General features: G+C 34.6%; 17 protein-coding genes and 1 riboswitch. Of the genes, 10 read left to right on the forward strand and 7 right to left on the reverse strand.

Features of this window, described 5'->3' with window-relative positions:
• Positions 1-12: 12 nt before the first annotated feature.
• On the reverse strand, positions 13-141 hold the full coding sequence (locus LAV82_RS25980) for a hypothetical protein (protein ID WP_499717242.1): 129 nt from the start codon (positions 139-141) through the stop codon (positions 13-15).
• Positions 142-1410: 1269 nt separating this feature from the next.
• Between LAV82_RS25980 and LAV82_RS25985 the strand changes: the two genes are divergently transcribed.
• The 6 genes from LAV82_RS25985 to LAV82_RS26010 all read left to right on the forward strand — a co-directional run bounded on the left by LAV82_RS25985 (position 1411) and on the right by LAV82_RS26010 (position 6689).
• On the forward strand, positions 1411-1560 hold the full coding sequence (locus tag LAV82_RS25985; RefSeq protein ID WP_282274379.1) for a L,D-transpeptidase: 150 nt from the start codon (positions 1411-1413) through the stop codon (positions 1558-1560).
• Positions 1561-1717: 157 nt separating this feature from the next.
• Positions 1718-2380 carry an RNA polymerase sporulation sigma factor SigH gene (sigH, locus tag LAV82_RS25990; protein WP_499717243.1) on the forward strand — a complete coding sequence of 221 codons (663 nt, stop codon included), beginning with the start codon at positions 1718-1720 and terminating at the stop codon, positions 2378-2380.
• Between the two features lie 138 nt (positions 2381-2518).
• On the forward strand, positions 2519-2788 hold the full coding sequence (locus LAV82_RS25995; protein ID WP_098600840.1) for a DUF1871 family protein: 270 nt from the start codon (positions 2519-2521) through the stop codon (positions 2786-2788).
• A gap of 470 nt (positions 2789-3258) precedes the next feature.
• Positions 3259-4509 carry an MFS transporter gene (locus LAV82_RS26000; RefSeq protein WP_499717244.1) on the forward strand — a complete coding sequence of 417 codons (1251 nt, stop codon included), beginning with the start codon at positions 3259-3261 and terminating at the stop codon, positions 4507-4509.
• Positions 4510-5109: 600 nt separating this feature from the next.
• The gene (locus tag LAV82_RS26005) at positions 5110-6294 is read left to right on the forward strand and encodes an Alp7A family actin-like protein (RefSeq protein ID WP_499717245.1); all 1185 of its coding nucleotides are present in this window, start codon (positions 5110-5112) and stop codon (positions 6292-6294) included.
• A 17-nt stretch (positions 6295-6311) separates the two neighbouring features.
• A complete protein-coding gene (locus LAV82_RS26010; RefSeq protein WP_499717246.1) occupies positions 6312-6689 on the forward strand; it encodes a hypothetical protein in 378 nt (125 codons plus the stop codon).
• A gap of 126 nt (positions 6690-6815) precedes the next feature.
• Here LAV82_RS26010 and LAV82_RS26015 read toward each other — a convergent pair whose 3' ends face one another.
• Entirely contained in the window at positions 6816-7247 is a 432-nt protein-coding gene (locus LAV82_RS26015) for a VOC family protein (RefSeq protein ID WP_029325153.1), read from the reverse strand.
• Between the two features lie 421 nt (positions 7248-7668).
• Between LAV82_RS26015 and LAV82_RS26020 the strand changes: the two genes are divergently transcribed.
• Positions 7669-8547 carry an Rpn family recombination-promoting nuclease/putative transposase gene (locus LAV82_RS26020; RefSeq protein ID WP_499717247.1) on the forward strand — a complete coding sequence of 293 codons (879 nt, stop codon included), beginning with the start codon at positions 7669-7671 and terminating at the stop codon, positions 8545-8547.
• 740 nt (positions 8548-9287) lie between these two features.
• A riboswitch (cyclic di-AMP (ydaO/yuaA leader) is annotated at positions 9288-9432 on the forward strand.
• A gap of 128 nt (positions 9433-9560) precedes the next feature.
• Positions 9561-11390 (forward strand): potassium transporter KimA, encoded by a 1830-nt coding sequence (gene kimA / locus LAV82_RS26025; protein ID WP_499717248.1) that lies wholly within the window; start codon positions 9561-9563, stop codon positions 11388-11390.
• Positions 11391-11525: 135 nt separating this feature from the next.
• Here the strand turns inward: kimA and LAV82_RS26030 are convergent, their stop codons facing one another.
• A complete protein-coding gene (locus LAV82_RS26030) occupies positions 11526-12032 on the reverse strand; it encodes a DinB family protein (protein ID WP_499717249.1) in 507 nt (168 codons plus the stop codon).
• A gap of 412 nt (positions 12033-12444) precedes the next feature.
• On the opposite strand from LAV82_RS26030, the gene LAV82_RS26035 reads away from it, so the two are divergent.
• Positions 12445-13278 (forward strand): STAS domain-containing protein, encoded by an 834-nt coding sequence (locus tag LAV82_RS26035; protein WP_499717250.1) that lies wholly within the window; start codon positions 12445-12447, stop codon positions 13276-13278.
• 370 nt (positions 13279-13648) lie between these two features.
• Here LAV82_RS26035 and LAV82_RS26040 read toward each other — a convergent pair whose 3' ends face one another.
• Positions 13649-14767 carry a GerAB/ArcD/ProY family transporter gene (locus LAV82_RS26040; protein WP_499717251.1) on the reverse strand — a complete coding sequence of 373 codons (1119 nt, stop codon included), beginning with the start codon at positions 14765-14767 and terminating at the stop codon, positions 13649-13651.
• Positions 14768-15519: 752 nt separating this feature from the next.
• On the opposite strand from LAV82_RS26040, the gene csaA reads away from it, so the two are divergent.
• Positions 15520-15849, forward strand: coding sequence for a chaperone CsaA (gene csaA / locus LAV82_RS26045; protein WP_211079166.1), 330 nt, complete (start codon positions 15520-15522; stop codon positions 15847-15849).
• Between the two features lie 357 nt (positions 15850-16206).
• Here csaA and LAV82_RS26050 read toward each other — a convergent pair whose 3' ends face one another.
• From LAV82_RS26050 to LAV82_RS26060, 3 genes are all read right to left on the reverse strand, one after another.
• On the reverse strand, positions 16207-17307 hold the full coding sequence (locus LAV82_RS26050) for a GerAB/ArcD/ProY family transporter (protein WP_499717252.1): 1101 nt from the start codon (positions 17305-17307) through the stop codon (positions 16207-16209).
• Positions 17308-17509: 202 nt separating this feature from the next.
• Complete coding sequence (locus LAV82_RS26055) at positions 17510-18622, reverse strand: GerAB/ArcD/ProY family transporter (RefSeq protein WP_499717253.1); 1113 nt, start codon at positions 18620-18622, stop codon at positions 17510-17512.
• 20 nt (positions 18623-18642) lie between these two features.
• The coding region (locus LAV82_RS26060; RefSeq protein ID WP_499717254.1) for a Ger(x)C family spore germination protein at positions 18643-19857 on the reverse strand (1215 nt) is incomplete at its 5' end.

Here is a 19857-nt window from a genome sequence, read left to right on the forward strand (position 1 = left end):
AAATTCACGCAATTATAAATTGTTACTTCTGACCACCATATTCGCTGCTTGATTCTTTAACCAAGTTTCCAGCATGATATAAATACATAATCGTTTTCTTAAAGTCATCATTTTATTTTCTGCCTGTCCACTTATGTTCATTTCCCACACCTCCTCTCAAAGATTATTAAAGGGACTCAATTAAATCGTGTCCACGAAACTATAATAAATTCAGTATAGGGCTTTATCCTCCCTATACTCAGGGAATGATCTTTTCTTAAGGAGAGATTTACCTAATTTTGTCCAATAGTGATAACTAATCCATACTCAATTGAATCTGGATTAGTTATTTTATTTGAATGAACATTACTTTAGTAGAGTCAGCTTTTATTAGTGCATGTAGTCTGTATATACCTAATTAGAATTAGTTTAAGTTAATTAATTACTAATTGAATGTAAAAGAATATAGACTCGGTAGCTTTTAATTGGACAAGTTAATATGCTGTATTTTAATTAAATTAAACTTCTTTTTTATTGAGTTAATTTTAATTTATTTTAGTCTAAATTAGTGATAATTACCTTGGGTTTTAAAAGAATTAGAGTTAGATTCTTGCAGCAGAAAAAAGAAAATCTAATTGTTTAATTGTATATTAGGATGATCATAAAATTTTAAAAAGTTATTTAGTGAATTAATGAAATGTTTTCAATTTGAAAAGTACATGCCTTTAATTTGTATCAAAAGAATAGAGAAACAGAAACAGGGATATAAAAGATTCACTTTGAGGGTCAAAGCATTCAGCTTCATGAATATAAGCAGAAAACTTTACGTGAAAAGATGAAAAAACTGAATGAAAAGCAACAGGATTTGGCCATGAAGTGAAAAAACACATGTTCACAGTAGGTTCACAAAGGAGAGTTTAGGTCAACAGTAGGTTCACACTTTAGAGGTTTTCGCGATATCACGGTTTTGCTAGGCTCTGCCTAGCCTATCACCTCGTGTGATAGCAAAAAACCCTTATGCTCTTCTCGCCTTTACAGTGGGGAACCAAAATTTATAGGAAAAGAACGAATGTAATGGATTCATCTTTACAAAATATCGATTTGATTGCTGTTGGGAAAATAGATGAAATGACGAAAGAAAAGACCATTGCTTCCTAGGAATTTATAAAAGTTAACTTAAAAAGGAGGAGGGTCCGATAAGAAATAAAGGATTATGACAAAGGGAGAAAAGAGAAATTGTAAAATAGATTTAAAAGATTTTTTGCACGGGATATTGGAGCACAATTTTAAAAAAACGGAGTACAGTTCAAGAAATGGAACATTGAAAAAAGCAAAAGTTTGAAGACCGAATGAAGTTTGAGACGTCTTCTTTTTTCATACTAGGCAGGTGGAAGGAGGAAAGAAGCAGCAAGCAAACCAGGTAAATAAAATTTGATTATTATCAATAAGTACTACAACAAACTTGCTTATTTTCACAGTGGCTATATTGAAATCGTTGATCCAGTAGCAACGGGTAAAACGTGGGAGAAAACACCTGTTAACTTCTTTAAAGTCGTAAATAAGATTAAAAATCGTGATTAATGTACGGGCCATATACATGATATAAGGTTTGATGTAATGTCTCACTTCTTTCTCCCTAAATATTCTTTCTACTCTTTGTTTTTTCGACATTTTTTATGCCTTTTCTTTTTTATAATGTAAAGTACATAGAAAGCATAAGACACGAGGAGGAACGCAGATGAACATGATAGCAGGTTTAGAAATAAGAGAAGAAAAGATGCCACTAAATGATGAAGAGATTGTTCAAGCGTTTCAAAAAGGCGACGAAGATGTTTTCAATCTGCTCATAAAAAAATATGAGTATTTGGTCTGTTCAAAGGTAAAAAGATACTTCCTATTAGGAGGAGATCGAGAAGATCTCTTACAAGAAGCAAGGCTCGGATTATATAAAGCTGTTCGCGATTTTAAAATAGAAGGGATGAGTTCATTTAGGGGATTTGCTGATCTATGCATTACACGTCAACTCATTACAGCTATAAAGGCAAGTGCTCGTCAAAAACATTCCCCCTTAAACAATGCCATCTCTTTAAACATACCTAAGAATTCAAAGCGATTGGAAGACGATTTGATTCTTATGGAGATGCTTCCTCATCCACGTGCTGTAAGCCCTGAACAAGCTACCGTGGAAAAAGAAAATAAAAGAGAAAGGGAACAGATATTACAAGAAATACTGTCACCTATTGAAAAAGATGTATTCGCTCTATATATGAAGGGACAAACGTATATACAAATCTCTCAAAACCTACATCTTTCTCAAAAAACAGTAGATAATGCACTTTACCGAATTAAGAAAAAAATGAAGCATCAAATGCATTATCTGTATTTACAGCAATCATCCTGAAAGACGTAGATAATTTTCTATAAGCTATTCGTTCTAAATTCGTACAACGCCTACTGCATAGATACTGCTTTATTCTTTTATATGTTCTCTTGTTTATAATAAAGATAACGATGAGTAAGCTAATAGAAGGTGATGGAAATGAAAGGTCAACAATGGAGTACAAGGTTTAATGATGTAAAAGAGACGATCCAATCAATTATCTATACATGGAACCCCCTCTCTTTGCATGCTTCTGAAGAATATGAGTATGAAGCTACGTGGATTCTTCCTATGGTATACAAAGTACCAAACGTTGAGAGTCTGGCGGTTGAGATAAAAGATATATTAAATCAGTCATTTAATAGTACGTTAACAAAAGAAGAGTGTATAGGAATTGCGCAGCAAATCTGGGAGCAGATAAGAGAATAGATAAACGCAAGCTTATAGTTAGATAAGTGCTTAAAAAGGAGAGATTTCTTCCTAAGCCCCACTTCTGAGACGAGTTAGGATATACAACTTTATTTACTATAAGCTATCTTTAATACCTGATAGAAGACACCTGCCCCCAAAAAAATTATTGATTTTTAATGGATTGGTGATGAGTGGAACTAATATTTTGTAGAAATTTCGGGTTCGAAAAGCGTTGATTTATTACAAATAATAAATTATCCTAATACTAGTAAAAAAAGGAAGGGTGGACGTGAAACAATGATTAATTAATCCTATTTTCTAAGAAAAAATTCGTTAAATAATACGATTGTTTTTTTCTGAATAGGATTAGACTGTACTTTTACATACAAATCAAATTGATCATTGTATTCCTTTCTTTCGGAATGTCATGCCAATATTGTTGTACTGTACTTCCCCCTGTTCAGAAAATACGCAGGAGGTTTTTTGTTTTGGAAGAGAAATTACCCGTAAACCATTCAACCAAGTTGTTTGGAAACCGTGTTTTTCAAGCTATTATTATCTCTGGGTTATTCTTGCAAATAGGGATATGGGTTAGGAATTTTGCTGTACTTCTTTTCATAATGGAGAAGACACACGGAGACCCATTTGCAGTATCTTTAATATCTGTAGCAGAATTTGCACCAATTTTTATTTTCTCCTTTATTGGCGGAACATTTGCAGATCGTTGGCGTCCAAAACGTACTATGGTGTGGTGTGATATTTTAAGTGCAATATCTGTATTTGCTGTGCTTATCACGCTTATACTTGGATCTTGGCACGTAGTATTTTTCGCAACTTTAATCTCTGCAATCCTTTCCCAATTCTCTCAGCCTTCAGGGATGAAACTGTTTAAAATGCATTTACCGGAGGAGCAAATGCAGGTAGGGATGTCAGTCTATCAAACGGTCTTTGCGATATTCATGGTTCTAGGACCAATACTAGGAACATTTTCCTTTCAAGCCTTTGGTATAAATCTCTCCATTGCGATCACAGGTACAGCCTTTTTACTTTCAGCAGCAGCACTCACTTTTCTACCTTCTGATCGAAAGATGGAAGAAGAGAATGGAACTACATCACTACTAAGTGAAATGAAAAGTGGTGTTAAGTATGTTTTGGGGAAGAAAGAGTTGAGCCTGTTAGGTCTATGCTTTTTAGCAGCTGGACTAGGAATAGGGTTTATTCAGCCTCTCTCCATTTTCCTTGTAACAGAGCAGTTGGGTTTAGCAAAAGAAAATCTCCAGTGGTTACTTACAGCTAATGGAATTGGCATGATCTTAGGCGGAGCAGTAGTAATAATCTTTGCCAAAACAGTAGCACCGCAAAGGCTGTTGGCATTTGGAATGGTTGGTAATGCAGTTGGGTTTGCCATAATGGGATTATCAGTAAATCTATGGCTGACGCTGGGAGCTCAGTTTCTAAATGGTCTCATGTTACCGTGTATTCAGATTGGCATCAACACGATGATCTTACAGAGAACGGAAGCTGCTTTTATTGGCAGGGTCAATGGGATTTTAAGTCCTCTTTTTACGGGAGCCATGGTATTGACGATGAGTGTAGCTGGTATTCTAAAAGAACAATTTTCATTGGTTGCCATATTTGAGGCAGCAGCAGTCTTGTTTATTATAGGTTTGCTTTTTATATTACCTCTATATAATCTAAAAGAGGAGACAAAGCAGGAGGGTATAGAATTAGGAGAGTAAAAAACTAATTATGAATGCGTATCTAAATACCTATAATGAAAAACAAAGCATTTTCGTTGTAAAAGTACAACCAAAGGAAATAGAATAAAATACGGTATGTTTTAATTCTAAAAGATGTGGTACACATATAGTACAGTATCAATATCATTTAGAATTGAATGCTGTGAAAGGTTAAATACTTAGCTTAATGAAGGGACTGGTTCGGTTTTGAAAGACGTAACAGCGACTTCAGCAAATGTATTACCCCAATTGACAAGTAGGTATTGTGATTTAACGAACGGCACTCTCGTTATGAATCGATATACGTAACGAAAGAGCCTCACAAGGGCAAATGAACATGAGAATTATTTTGTTGTAAGAGAGAGCAGCCAGCATCATTTTTTGATGCTGGCTCTTTTTATGTTGAAGCTATAAAGTAAGGTACATAAGGTATTGAATCTGAATATTGTTTGTATATAAACGTCCTACTTAATTTAAATAATTGTTGATAGATGTAAGGTTTTGTAGATAACTAAGTTGCTCCCACATATTGAATATTTATTCTATATCAAGTACAATAAGTTGAATATAAGTTCAACTTAAAAAATGAGGTGTTTAGAAATGAAAATTTCACGTTTTAATAAAGATTGCGGGAACTCTGTTGATATGAACATTATGGATGGATATCTATTTGATTTTCCAACGAATGTAGTTGAACTTCAAAAAGAAGCTGCAGATTCTTTTTTTACAGATGCTGTTACGGCTCCAGAAGAATTTAAGAAGCGCATTTTACTTTCTACAACCATTGAGGGTGAAGAGAAAGAGCGTTATTTCTTAGTAGGTGACATTGCAGCAAGTCAATTGCTTGCTAACAATCACATTAATAAATTGCATAATAAAATTACAAGTCATATTCCATACATCACCTTTTTAGCTGCCATTGCATATTACCATGCGTTACATGCGAAAGATAAAAAAGACAATACAATTGAAATTGACTATTTTTCTACGATGTTACCAATCTGGCTCCTTAAGAAAGAGAGTACATTTGGGGCGGCTCAAAAAGCGATGGCTAATCGCTTCTTAGGCGACCATATGTTTACCGTGCACACGCCTGGTTTTGAAAATACCTTAAAGGTAGTAGTAGAAGAAAGTGCGTGCTTAAAAGAGGGAGAAAGCGCACGTTTTGCGTTAAAAAAAGACTTAACCCTTGAAAATCGTGAAGATGCCAATGAGTATGCAGAATGTGAAACAGTGATGGTAGACATTGGTGGCGGATCTATTGATGTCGTTATTCTACCGGAAGGGTTGAAAGCTGCGAATAGCCGTGAATCGTTTCAAAGCATCGAAGGAATTCCGTATTTAGCTCATATTGATAAATTGCGTAAAGAGAAATTTCTAGAATTATTTACAGATTTACGTGCCTTTGATCAATTTATTCTTGATAACTACAGCAAGCAAAAGTTTGTATTGAAAAACGAGAATACAGGTGAATCCATTGATTTAACAAGCACAATCAAATCTTCACTACGAGAATATGTGGAAATCTTATTGGCTAAATTAAATGATGTCGCACCACCACCAGCAAATAAACTGCGTAAGTATGTATACTGCGGAGGGGTAGCTCCTACTCTAGAAGTCGCTATCATGAATAGTATGCGTGAAAAAATTGGAGAAGAACGTACAGAGAAGTATCATAAGGTTCCTCAAGATAGCCGCCATTTAAATTTATTTGGCTTAGAGATTCGTAGTATCGGTTACATTCAAAAGAAGCAAGAAGCAGTGAAGAAAGCCGTTAAATCCTAACAACGTAGGTGATAGGGATGTCAGAGCGTCAAAATGCGTTTACGATTAAGACAAATCGATTGAGTGATGAAGTGTATAATAAACTAGCTACATACGCTAAATCGCGTAAGTTAGGGGATTATATTTCATCTTTAATTCTACGTGATCTAGATGATTCATCTACTGAAAGAAAAGCAATGGAAGACACAAAAACCTACGAAATGCTTGAACATATCAAGAATGAATTAGCTGATTTAAAAACATTAGCAAAAACAACAGGTTTTGTAGGAAACGATTCCGTCAAAGAAGAAGAGCCTTCAAAGGTTCTCCAACTGAAAGAAGGAAAGATTGCAGATTTAGAAAACATATCCGGCTCATTAGACGATGACGATCTAGAAGAATATAACGATTTTTAAACAGAAAAACTACTAGAATTGCACTGCACCCCAATCCTAGTGGTTTTTCTGTTTTTAAGCTTTATATTGTATACATCTTTAGTCCAATAAATAATGGATGTAGTTAAACAACTAACTTTTCATCCATTACTCATTATCGTCAATATGTGTTGAAATTTGCCAAGTAACACCGAATTTGTCTGTTACTTGGCCATAGGATGGACTCCAAAAAGTTTCTTGAAGTGGCATTTCTATTTGCCCACCTTCTTTTAATTTTTCGAACACTTCTTTTGATTTTTCTACGCTGCCTATGGTGATAGCTATCGTCACTTGTGATCCAATTTGGTATGGTTGGCCTGGGAATGTATCAGAAAGCATTAAATCCGTATCACCAACTTTTAAATGCGCATTCATTACACGATCTATTGCTTCTATAGGAGTAGGGAATTCTGGATTTCCGGGCATTTCTCCGAAAGTCTGAACACCAATAACTTTTGCATTCAATGCCCTCTCGTAAAATTTAACAGCTTCTTGTCCATTACCGTTCATAACTAAATAAGGATAAATTCCTAAAACCATGAAAAACACCTCTTTTAAAATTTTATTTAGATTTCAATAAATTATAGCTAATCAAATTAAAGAACGTAGGTTCGTTTTCGGCGTAACACTTACTACGTATCTATACAACAAATTTATTGTGTTATCCTGCACAGTTAGTTTGATAAGAAAAAAATTGTTTTAAAAAGGTATGTAATAAAGGATCTAATAAAAAGCAATCTCAAACATTGCTTTCTGTTAACGTTCATGGGTAAGCCAGAGCTAACGCTGTACCTTGTTTGCCATGAATACCATAGTAACCTAATTGAGACTATATCAATCCACAATAACTTCTAGTTTGATGATCATGACGACTAGTTAGTTTTCTTTTCAACATTTGCAAACACATCCTGCTATCTTATAAAATAAGGGTAAGAAATAAGAAAGATAGGAAGAGGAATTCATGTCCACAAAATTAGTGAATTTACGAATTGATTTTGCTTTTAAACAATTATTTGGTACCAAAGGTAGCGAGGACATCTTAACAGGTTTTTTAAACGCTGTTTTAGAAAAGTCTCTAGAAGTACCCATTACGTCTCTTCAATTGGAAGACCCACACCTTCACAAGGCTTACGAAGATGACAAGTTATCTATCTTAGATTTACTAGCCACATTGAGTAACGGAACACAGGTGAATATCGAGATTCAACTTCGTAATACGCATGATATGGTCAAGCGTTCTTTGTATTATTGGAGTAAATTATATACGTCACAAATGCAAGAGGGGATGCCTTATCGTGCTTTACGAAAAACCATCACCATTAATTTATTGGATTTCATTTTATTCTCTTCAGATGAAGAATTTCAGACGACAGGTCAACTGTGGGACACAACAAAGCAACGTGTTTTAAGCGATGATATTGAAATTCATTTTGTGGAAATTCCAAAGCTTGTGAAACAGTGGCGGGAAGAAAAAGTCAACCCGTGGGAAAATGCATTCGTTCGTTGGATATTATTATTACCAGCTCATGAAGATGAACATTTAACTCAAACATTGGAGGAGATTGCTATGAATCAAGATCCAATTCTACAAAAAGCGATGCATAAATGGGAAAATATGAGTCATGATTCTTCATTCCGAAGCGCATATGAAGCCCGTGAGAAATTGCTAATTGATGAACAAGCTAAACTAGCCCATGCTCGTGAGGAAGGATTAGAAGAAGGGGTAGAAAAAGGGAAACTTCAATTGATTCGTAGCATGTATGAGAATGGTATGACTTTGGATGATATTGCAAAGTTTACGGGATTAAATATAGAAGAAATAAGAAGAGTAATCGGATAATATAGAGGGTTACAAAAGCTTTGCGAAAGGTTTCGTAAAGCTTTTTTATTTTATAATTGGCTCACAATAAAATAGTCTAAAAATGCACACCTTTTTAGATGCAGAAAAAACTAATGATAAAAGATCTATTTAAATCTCTAAACAGACCTTTTTAAACCTATAAAAAAGCATTGAAATTATTGTATATTTTGTTATATACCAAATTATCTAATAAAAAGGGGAACCCGTTCTTTATAGTTTATTTATTCACCAGTTACATAATAGTCTCTTACTATATAGATTTTCACTTAATTGTTATATCCAATTTGCTTTATAGTCTCTAATATACGTTTTTATACTTATAGGCTGCTTATGTGTAAGTTTTTCAAAATCTTGAGTAATTCCTTTGGCTAAGCCGAGCTTAGTTGGAAAGTGAATACCAATTACTACATTAATGGATTTATTATTATTTTTGATAAAATAAATTAGGTTTTTGATAAATAGTTCATTAAAAAAGAGAGCACTACTTTGTTGTAGTAGCTCTCTTTTTGACTTCAAAAAAACTTTAAGAAAGCATAATACAACTCGTTCGCATAAGTATACTTTTGTGAACGTTATTTACTTTATGGGGAAAAAATACATTAGAGATAGACAATAAAAAAGATGTTTTAAACCGTCTCTTTTTAGTTAACATACCTATTTACAAATTTAATATTCTGGCGTATAGTACCTAACGTACATATATAATCTTGCTATTTTTATACCTTTTATCGCTTAATCTGTAAGGAGTGGGGGACCCATTTTTGTGCTTTTGCACTAGGGGTGAATCTTTCTGGAAAGAAAGTAGGGCTACTTTGAAGGCCCGAATCCGACAGCTAACCTCATAAGCGTTTTTAGAGAGGGGTTGCTTTTATTTGTCCTGAAAAGAACACTAAGCAGAACCTTAGTGTTCTTTTTTGTGTTTTTTTTCTGCCATAGGGAATGATAAAAGTAAAATAATACAGTAAATGGTAAAGGTTTCAGGAGGAATTTAGATGAGTTATTCATCCATAAAGCGCTTGTTAATTGGCAGGCCACTTAAATCAAAAGAGTTAGGCGAACAAAAATTAAATAAGGTCAAGGCCCTAGCTATTCTTTCATCTGATGCACTTTCATCCGTGGCATATGGTCCAGAACAAGTTTTAATCGTGCTTGCCACCATTGGAATGATCGCATTTTGGTACTCCATCCCAATTGGTATTGGGGTACTTATTCTTTTAACCGCACTTATTCTTTCATATCGCCAAATTATTTATGCGTACCCAGAAGGGGGAGGGGCGTATGTTGTATCGAAATATAATCTCGGAGAAAATGCAGGTCTTATTGCCGGAGGATCTTTATTAGTAGACTATATTTTAACCGTGTCTGTAAGTATTTCCTCTGGAACTGATGCGTTAACGTCTGCTTTTCCTGTCCTTCATGACTACAAGGTCATCATCGCTTGCTTATTGGTTATTTTTATTATGATTTTGAACCTAAGAGGGGTAACAGAATCTGCGTCAGCATTAGCGTATCCTGTTTATCTGTTTGTTCTTGCACTACTTCTCTTAATAGGTGTAGGAATGTGGAAAGTAGCGACTGGTCAGGTATCTCCTAATGTTCATCCTGCTATTGGAACTGCAGTGCCAGGAATCAGCTTATTTTTACTACTACGCGCTTTTTCATCAGGGTGTTCAGCCCTTACAGGCGTAGAAGCTATTTCAAATGCTGTAACAAACTTTAGACAACCGGTTGCAAGAAATGCAGTACGTACGCTTGTTGCAATGGGTATTATTTTAGCTATTTTGTTTTCAGGTGTCATGTTCTTGGCTTATTGGTTTGGAATTGCACCTAAAGCAGAGGAGACAGTTGTTTCGCAGCTTGCTTCCCAAGTGTTGGGACGAAATGGTTTCTATTATTTTGTTCAAGGGACCACAGCTTTAATTTTGGTGTTGGCTGCGAATACAGGCTTTTCAGCCTTTCCTTTACTGGCTGTTAACTTAGCTGTAGATAAGTATATCCCGCGTATGTTTACGATACGTGGTGATCGCTTAGGCTATTCAAATGGCATTGTGACACTTGGAATTGCCTCTATTGCGCTCATCATAGCGTTTCAAGGTAATACAGAACAGTTAATTCCTTTATATGCTGTTGGCGTATTTATTCCATTTACATTATCCCAAACAGGTATGATTGTTAAATGGTTAAAAGAAAAGCCAGCTGGCTGGCAGGGAAAATTAGTGACCAATTTTATAGGAGCTTTGATCAGCTTCACTGTGCTACTTATTTTCTTTACAACGAAATTCTCACAAGTATGGGCTGTTTTAATCTTTTTACCTCTTATCGTTTATCTGTTCCACCGTATTAAGAACCATTATGAAGAGGTAGGAAAGCAACTCCGTATCAAGCCGGGAGATAAAGAAGCAGTAGCTATAGAAGGAAATGTAGTCATTATACCAGTTGCAGGTTTAACAAGAGCTGTCGAGAATTCCATTAACTATGCAAAAATTATTGGAGACACAGTGATTGCGGTCCATGTGGCATTTGACCGTGAAAGTGAAAAGAGGATGGAAGAGATATGGAACGAAAGATATCCGGATATACGCTTAGTTACCTTCTACTCACAATATCGAAGCTTAGTTGGACCTCTTTTACGCTTTATTGATCGTGTAGAAGAGCGAGCTGATGATAGTCATATGGCTGTCACGGTTTTAATTCCACAATTTATCACAAGGAAAAGCTGGCATAATGCATTGCATAACCAATCAAGCTTATTACTAAGGGCACATCTTCTTTATCGAAGAAACGTTATCGTGACAACGTTACCTTATAAATTCAAAAAATAAATTGGATAAATAGCCCATTGACATAAGTTGATGGGCTTTGTCTTTCTTTCCTATATAAACCATTAGTCTAACTATCTTCTTCTTACCTTTAGTATAGAAACATTTTTATTAACTCAAACATAATAAATCAACATATTAATCTTTCGTTCCTAATATATCTGTATTTGGAGGCTCATATCCCATCATTCGTAACTTGGATACAATTTGTCCTTTATGATGAAATTCATGAGTAATCGTGTGCATAAGTAACTTATTAGGCGTAATTGATATTATTTCCGGTTCTTCTCTCCAAGGGATCTTTCTTTCGATTCGTTCATTTAATTTGTTCCCATATAGTTTATATACCTCATTTACAATAGAATCCACCTGTTCAAATCGTCCTTTTATTTTGTTGAAATTGAAATTATGTAGTTCCTTTCTAGGTGTAAGAGGTTTCTCTGTCTTTAATAAAACAAATGAGCCAAGCCAAGCATAATAACAATCTGCTATATGTACCAATGTGTTCCTTACACTTTGCCAAGCAAATCTGTTTTGTTGATTCAAACCATTTGGTTCTAACTCCTTACAAAAGTCTAACAGCGTTCCTCGAGTCTTTCGAACCCACGTATATTCATATTGATGCATCAATACACCTACCTTCAAAGAATAAATATCACCTATTCTATATCGCTTAAGTCAAAGTTAAAAAGTTGAAGCTAAACGCAAAGTGGCAACTTCTCTCTTTATTTTATGCATAGTTTTTAATATTGAGGACTTTAATTTTTGAATTTACATCTATTAGGCGTTCAGCTGGAAACTCTTGGCAAGAAGGCGATTTTTCTGAACGTAAACATAACCACAATGTAAAAAAGTTTAATTTTATACATATGTTGTAACTTGTCTGAAATAGTCCTGTCATAAAGATATGTTATGATTTAGGTGCACTATACAACTAAATAAAGAATATAAGTAACTTACCATTTCATCAATATCTATATTTTTTTCAACATGTTTAGTCCTCTAATCCTCATCTATTAGAGGGCTTTTACTTTTTTGGATAAAAGGAGGGAAATCCTTGCCATATATACAACAAGAAAAACTACATGCAATTAAAGAAACAATTTTACAACGAAAAGAAAAGTTAGCTGAAAATAAAAGACTAGATCTTGCAACGTCTCATAATATCTATACAGAGTTGACTACTTTTCGCTTGGACCTTCTTACAACTTATGCCGATTCTTTTTTGATGGAAAAAGAGGCAGCAAATGAAGTCATGGAACAGTGGGGAAATAATATGGCTAATTTATTAGTCAATAATGGACTACCATTAAACCTAGCTTTAGAGGAGATTAGCTATTACCGAGATGTAATCGGAGAAATAATAAAAGAAGAAGCAAAGAATAATGATTTTTCCCTCGATGCTTTTTACCAAATCATTTCTCACTTTAATAGCATTGTAGATAATGCCATCCAATTCGTAAGTAAGTCATATGTAAAAGATTACACTGAAAAAATAAATTATGCTCAATATGCCATTGATGAATTATCTGTTCCCGTTGTTTGTATGACAGAAGATATAGGCATCCTTCCTTTAGTAGGTGATTTAGATACCAAACGGGCACAATATTTGATGGAGAGTGCCTTAGAGAAAGGAAGCCAATATAAATTAGAATGGCTTATTATTGATTTATCAGCAGTTCCTATTATTGATACGATGGTAGCAGATCAATTATTTAAAGTAATAGCTGGGCTACAGTTATTAGGAATTGAAGTCGTCATCAGTGGGATACGTCCAGAAATCGCTCAAACCATGGTGAACTTAGGAATAAAAGTTGAGGAAGTTAGAAGTTTTTCTAGTTTACATCAAGCTGTTCAGTATACGAATTCATTTACAGGATCTTTAATGTGAATATTTTTATGGATTATGAGCAAACTATTCAAGATGCTGAGAAGTATCTCCAATCTATAATCTCATTAACCTACAGAAAGACTCCTTAAGGAAATAGGGAGTTTTTCTGCTTTTCAATTTGTATATCGTAACTGCTTAAAAAGAGAAAAAACTACTGCGGAAGAAAGTAGGTTTTTTCTGTTACATAATTAAATTTTATGAGTGATGCCCCATTGCATCCTGAGTAGTTTACTCAATATGTAAAAAAATTAATCACTTATATAAAAAGGGAGAAAACAATCCGTGGGAGTTAGATTGTTTTTTTAAAAGAAAAGATCAGGCCGGTAGCTCCTTAGTGTATTTTATGTTTCTTACTTTCTATTCTTTAAGCCTAGAGTTGATGTAGGTTGACATCAGATTTCTTAAGCTTTGCTCTATTTTTGAAGAAAGCTACAGTAAGGAGCAAAAGAGGAAGTATGACTTGAAAATGTATATTTAAAGAAAATGGTAGTATTTTAAGCGCGTCTTGTATAAGTTCCTCATAATTATTTGCTAAGCTTAGAGAATAAAGTAGAAGAACAAGTCCTAAGGGAAAGCATATCTTAGATGGAGATTTAATTTTGAATAAATTTGCTGTACCTATTACAGTAGCATAGAAAAACAAACTTATTTTAAAAAATCCTCCAATAACTGCTGTGAGCATGAAAAACACGTCAAGACGCTCTAAAAAATCAGCCACCTGAATACTTTCTACTGTACTTAGAAGAGGAAACTGTGAGCGAGCAGTAAGACTTACTCCCAATACACTAATATTTATAATCATGGTAATCATTAAATTGATACCTGTTAATCCAATAGCGCTTAATCCAATTCCTTTTCTCATATTTTTCACGTATGGTAAAATCATCAAGAATACAACCGTTTCTCCAAATGGAAAATATATATTTTGAGTCAGAGCAACTTTTAGAGGAAGCCAAATCCCTTCTTCTAATACAGGTTGTAAATTTGTAAAATCAATTATACCGGCACATACAATAAGAATAAATCCAGAAATAGAAGATAGGTAGAACAAAATAAACAGAAGTTGACTGGATCTTGCCAAAACTTCGATTCCTTTGCTCACGGTATAGATAACAACAAGCACCAGTAAGGTATTTACAATAAATAAAGGAGTATCTGGATAGGCAAATGTCAATAACATGTCCCCAAAATCTCGGATTACTCTGGAAGCAATGTTTGCAAAGTAAAAAATATAAAGAAATGAAATAAAACGACCAATCCATTTTCCCATGATTTTTTGTGTGAATTCGACAAGTAATAAGTCAGGATAGTAACGATAGAGTTGATAGTAGACTAAAAATAAAAGTAAACCGCCTATCATCCCAAACATAATGGAAAGCCAAGCATCTTGCTTAGCATCTATAGCAATAGGAAGAATAAAGGCACTTCCAAATTCAAACAATATCATTAAGGTAAATAGTTGACTTCCACTAATCTTTGCTTTCTCCACTAAATAATTACCTCTTTTCGATGGCTATCTTATTAACTAGAAGTTACTTTGATAACATTTCTTTTCCTCATTAGGTTTATATAAAAATTGGTTCTATGTGTCTAAGCTACCCAAAAATGATTTTTTCTTGCACAATTTGCAAGTATGTAAATCTTCATCTGTATACTTGAATGAATGATAAAACATTTAATATAAATAATTAATTTTATTACTTATAAATAAGGACACCAAATGGAGAATCATTTTGTATACTCAAAGCTGAAAATCCTCTTGATATACGTGGGGGGTGGTTCCTCTAAGGCGCATTATGGTAACTTAAGTTATATATGATATGTAGTCTAAAAAACAAAAAAACACTGGACCTATACAGTGTTTTTTTTGTTCGCCTAATGCAGAAAATAAACAAAATATATTGCGTATACAATGTTTTGTCATTGTTCGATAGTATACCATGGGAACTATGTTTTATATGGTTCGATACATTTACGTATAGAAAATGAAACATCTTGTAGCATTATTGACACATTGTTTCTCAAAAATAGGATTAATTTTGTTTTAATCTAAGGTTATTACTTCTTATAATTAACGTTATGTAAATTAGTTTTATATATCATATATCTTATAATTAAACAAAACATCCTTAGGATTGGACAAAAACAACTCTTTTTTTTCTGCTATTATCAATAAGATAACATTTAATGCAACACATTAATGAAAGGTAGACTAACTTATAAAGATGGCGAGGAATGATTGTGGCAATAATTGAAGATTTTTTGAAGTTAGATATAAGGATTGGTACTATTATTAAAGCAGAACTATTTTCTGAAACACGAAAGCCTGCAATAAAGTTAGCAATTGATTTTGGAGAGGTTGGAATCAAACATTCTTCAGCCCAAATTACGCGCAGATATGGGACAGAACAACTTATAGGTCGTCAAGTAGTAGCAGTAGTAAACTTTCCTCCTATGCGTATTGCAGGCTTTAAATCGGAAGTGTTGGTAGTTGGTGGCGTTTCAGAAGAAGGGGATGTCGTCCTATTAAAGCCCGATGAACCTGTTAAAAATGGTACGCCAGTTGCTTAGTGTGAGGTTTGTATACATTCATTCCTCGCACGCTCTTTTAAACAAGAGACGTTAGGTTTTAATTGTGTATTTTAAAAGAGAAAGATCCATAATAGAAATTAATAAACACTAGAGACTATTAATTATTAGTTTTTTTTAATTTAAAGTACGCATATGTACTTAATATGACAGCTACCATCACTATACAAGCAAGAGGAAATAGAATTGTATTGATAAAATGATCATAAAACCAATTATACAGAAAAATCACCTCACATAATTTCAATCTATTACGATAAATAAGTACTAAGCTTATAACTATTCAATGAGTGGAAAAATTCATATCACCCAAAAGTGAGCAAACGAACTTGTCGTGTATCATGCTTTCTGTTGCTTTCTATTTTTAAAGAATGCAACAAGAAGAAGCAGAACAGGAATAATCGCAGTGAGGGGAATATACAAAACAAACATTTCTATCCCCAAACCTTCAGAGAGGTGTTCTTGAAAATTTCTAGAAATAGCCAGAGACATAAATAAAATGATGAGCCCTATAGGATATGACAGTCGTAAAGATGATTTAATCTTAAACAAGTTAGCCGTTCCTATGACAGCCGCATAAAGTAACACGCTTATCTTAAAGAAACCACCGATAACTAAAGCAATCATAAAAAAGACGTCAAGCCGTTCTAAAAAGTTAGCTACTTGGATGCTTTGTATGGTACTAAGAAGAGGGAATTGGGAACGTTCAGTCAAATCAACCCCAAGTACACTAATGTTAATAAGCATGGTAATAGTCAAGTTAATGCCAGCTAATCCTGATGCACATAACATGGTCACTTTGGCCTTCTTTTGGTTTTTTAAATACGGTAAAATCATTGTAAACACAATTGCTTCACTAAAAGGAAAATACAAGATTTGAGTAAAAACAGCTTTCAAAGGTGGAAATATCCCTTCTTCAAGTACTGGTTGTAAGTTTGTAATATCGATTAACCCCGAACATACAATCAGAATAAAGCCAGTGATGGCTAGGATATACATAATTATAAAAAAGATTTCTCCTGATCGGGCTATTACTTCGATACCTTTGCGAACCGTATAAATAATAACAAGGATCAATAAAGCATTCGCAATGAACAAAGGGGTATCGGGATAGGCAAAGGTTAACAGCATCTCACCGATATCACGTAGAACCCTTGCTACATTATAGATAAAATAAAAGATATAAAGAAAGGCCAGTATGCTTCCTATGGCTTTACCTAAGATTTTTTGCATGTACTCTGTAGGTAAAATATCTGGATAGTACGAGTAAAGCTTATGATAGATTAGAAACAGAACTGAACTGAATACCGTTCCAAGCAGAATGGCAAGCCAAGAGTCCTGTTTTGCGTCCATGGCAATAGGTAACAATAAAGTAGTACCTAGTTCAAACAGAACCATTAAGATAAAGAGCTGACTAGCACTAATTTTGGCTTTTTCCATTCAACCGGGCTCCTTTTCGATCTTCTCAAAGCGATCTTCTGTTTCTTTGAAATTGTTCTTTAACCTTTTCATCAGTTGGAATCTTTTGAACATTATATATTAGACTTGATTTAAGATTCATTCCTGCTAAAGGTATTCTTTGTACGGGCAATAACCCACTAGGAATTTCTATGATAATGGCAGTATTCGATATGAAAATTGGCTAGTTATATGTGTGCCTCCTCTGCTTCTTCCTATTTTTAAAGAAAGCTACAAGAAGAAGTAGAGGAGGAATAATCCCAAGGAGAGGGATATGTATAACAAACATTGCCACCTTTAGTCCTTCATGGTTATGTTCTTGAAGATTGCTCGCAATGGTAATAGACAAAAAGAGAATGATTAGTCCCAAAGGATATGATAACCGTGAAGGTGATTTAATCTTAAAAAAACTAGCAGTTCCTACGACAGCTGCGTAAAATAGCACACAAATTTTAAAGAAAATCGTGATGATTAATGCGAGCATAAAAAATACATCAAGCCGTTCTAAAAAATTAGCTACTTGGATGCTCTCAATTGTACTAAGAAGTGGGTATTGGGAACGCGCAGTTAAATCAACCCCGAGTACACAGACATTAATAAGCATGGTAATAATTAAATTGATTCCACTTAATCCTGTTGCGCATAACATAGTTACCTTTGCTTTCTTGGGGTTGTCTAAATAGGGTAAGATCATCGTAAATACAATGACTTCTGTAAATGGAAAATACAACGTTTGAGTAAATACCACTTTTAGAACAGGGGATAAGCCCTCTTCCAATATAGGTTGTAAATTTTTAAAATGAATTAAACCAGAAGAAACAATTAAGATAAAGCCAGCAACCGCAAGAACATACATAAAAATAAAAAGCAGTTCTCCTGATCGAGCTATGACCTCAATTCCTTTTCTAATGGTATAAATAATGACAAGCATTAATAATGCATTCGCGATGAATAAAGGTGTGTCCGGATAGGCAAAGGTTAACAGCATCTCACCAAAATCGCGTAGAACCCTTGAGGCGTCATACATAAAGTAAAGAATGTAAACAAAAGCCAGTATGGTTCCAAGTACTTTCCCAAGAATCCTTTGCAGATACTCTGTAGGCAAAAGATCGGGATAATAGGTATAAAGCCTATGATAGACTAATAATAGAACGAAACTGAATACCATTCCAAGCAGAATCGCAAGCCACGCATCTTGTTTTGCATCTATTGCAAGTGGTACCAGTAAAGCACTCCCCAGTTCAAACAGGACCATTAAAATAAAGAGCTGACTAGCACTAATTTTAGCTTTCTCCATTCACTGGCACCTCCTTTTCCTTACTTTTGATTCTCTTTTACCCCTGAAAGAAACGATTTATTTCGTAAGCCAGCTCGACGCACATAGGCTTCGACTGTGATATTTACGTCTAACTTTGGAAAGTAGACATCATTCCATTCTGTTTTTAATTTTTTAAATTGATTTGGCCTAGTACGATGAACTACTTCACCAAATCCCAAAATATCCGTTTTGTTTTTTTGTGCACGTTCAATAGCTACCCTTAGCTCTTTTTTAATTTCTTTCCTTACGGATTGTTCGATTTTTGTAATAACCTTCGGATTAGTGATATCAACAGGTACCTCCATTTCACTGATATCTCCTTCAACACGTGTATGAACAGAAATATGAGGTTTCCCATTCTTAACTTGGGCAGATACGCTTGTTTTTTGTCGTACAGTTTGATAAGCAATAGCTTCTTTCTTTCCTGCCCAATCAATATTAATATCTGTTCCTTGAATTTTATCGAGAATCCATACCGTTCCTCTTGCTGGTTTTCCATACAGCCAATCCACTAGCTTTCCCTGTTTTAAGACGGCAATTCCGGAAGCACGAAGCGTTGCTTCGGGTGCACTTTCCTGAAGATTATCCAGCTTTTGTGCTTGCTGGTAATTCCCAACTAGACGAAAGCCTGATACGACAGTTCCTTTTCCAGGAGATTCAAGGCTGCTCATCACCTCTTGGAGTGAGGTTTTTACATTCTCTCCCCATTTTCTTTCCGTAAATTCTAAGGTTTTTAGTACCTTATTCGCTGGGATCTTATCGACTGGTGTTAATGTTTTCACAAGGTCAGCTGCGGACGAATGATGCGCAATCACGAGGGTGGAAGTATTTCGAAATTCTGGATCTCGATCAAACGCATCCACTAATGTATTAATTCCTTCTTCTTTGGCCAATTTCTCTCCCACCACGACCAAGTTTGTATGCGCATAATATAATCGTCGAGAAATTCTGCCCGAAGCCCGTCTACTTGCTTCAACTAGATTGTCACCTGAAGCCGAATAAATGGTAATAGGGGGGCTTTGAGAACCACCACCTCCGCCTTGTAATCCTCCGGCTACATTCCCTGGATTAATAATCTGGAGTGTTAGATGATATCTCCCATCTTTCGTTTTATCAATACCTGCGGCTGATACAATGGCAAGGTCAGTTAGCTCTTTTTTACTCCAACAACTGGTGAGCAAGATGGTTATCGTCATCATCAATAAAAGAAAAAC

This window comes from Bacillus sp. ILBB4 (assembly GCF_035064545.1).
Classification (GTDB): domain Bacteria; phylum Bacillota; class Bacilli; order Bacillales; family Bacillaceae_H; genus Priestia.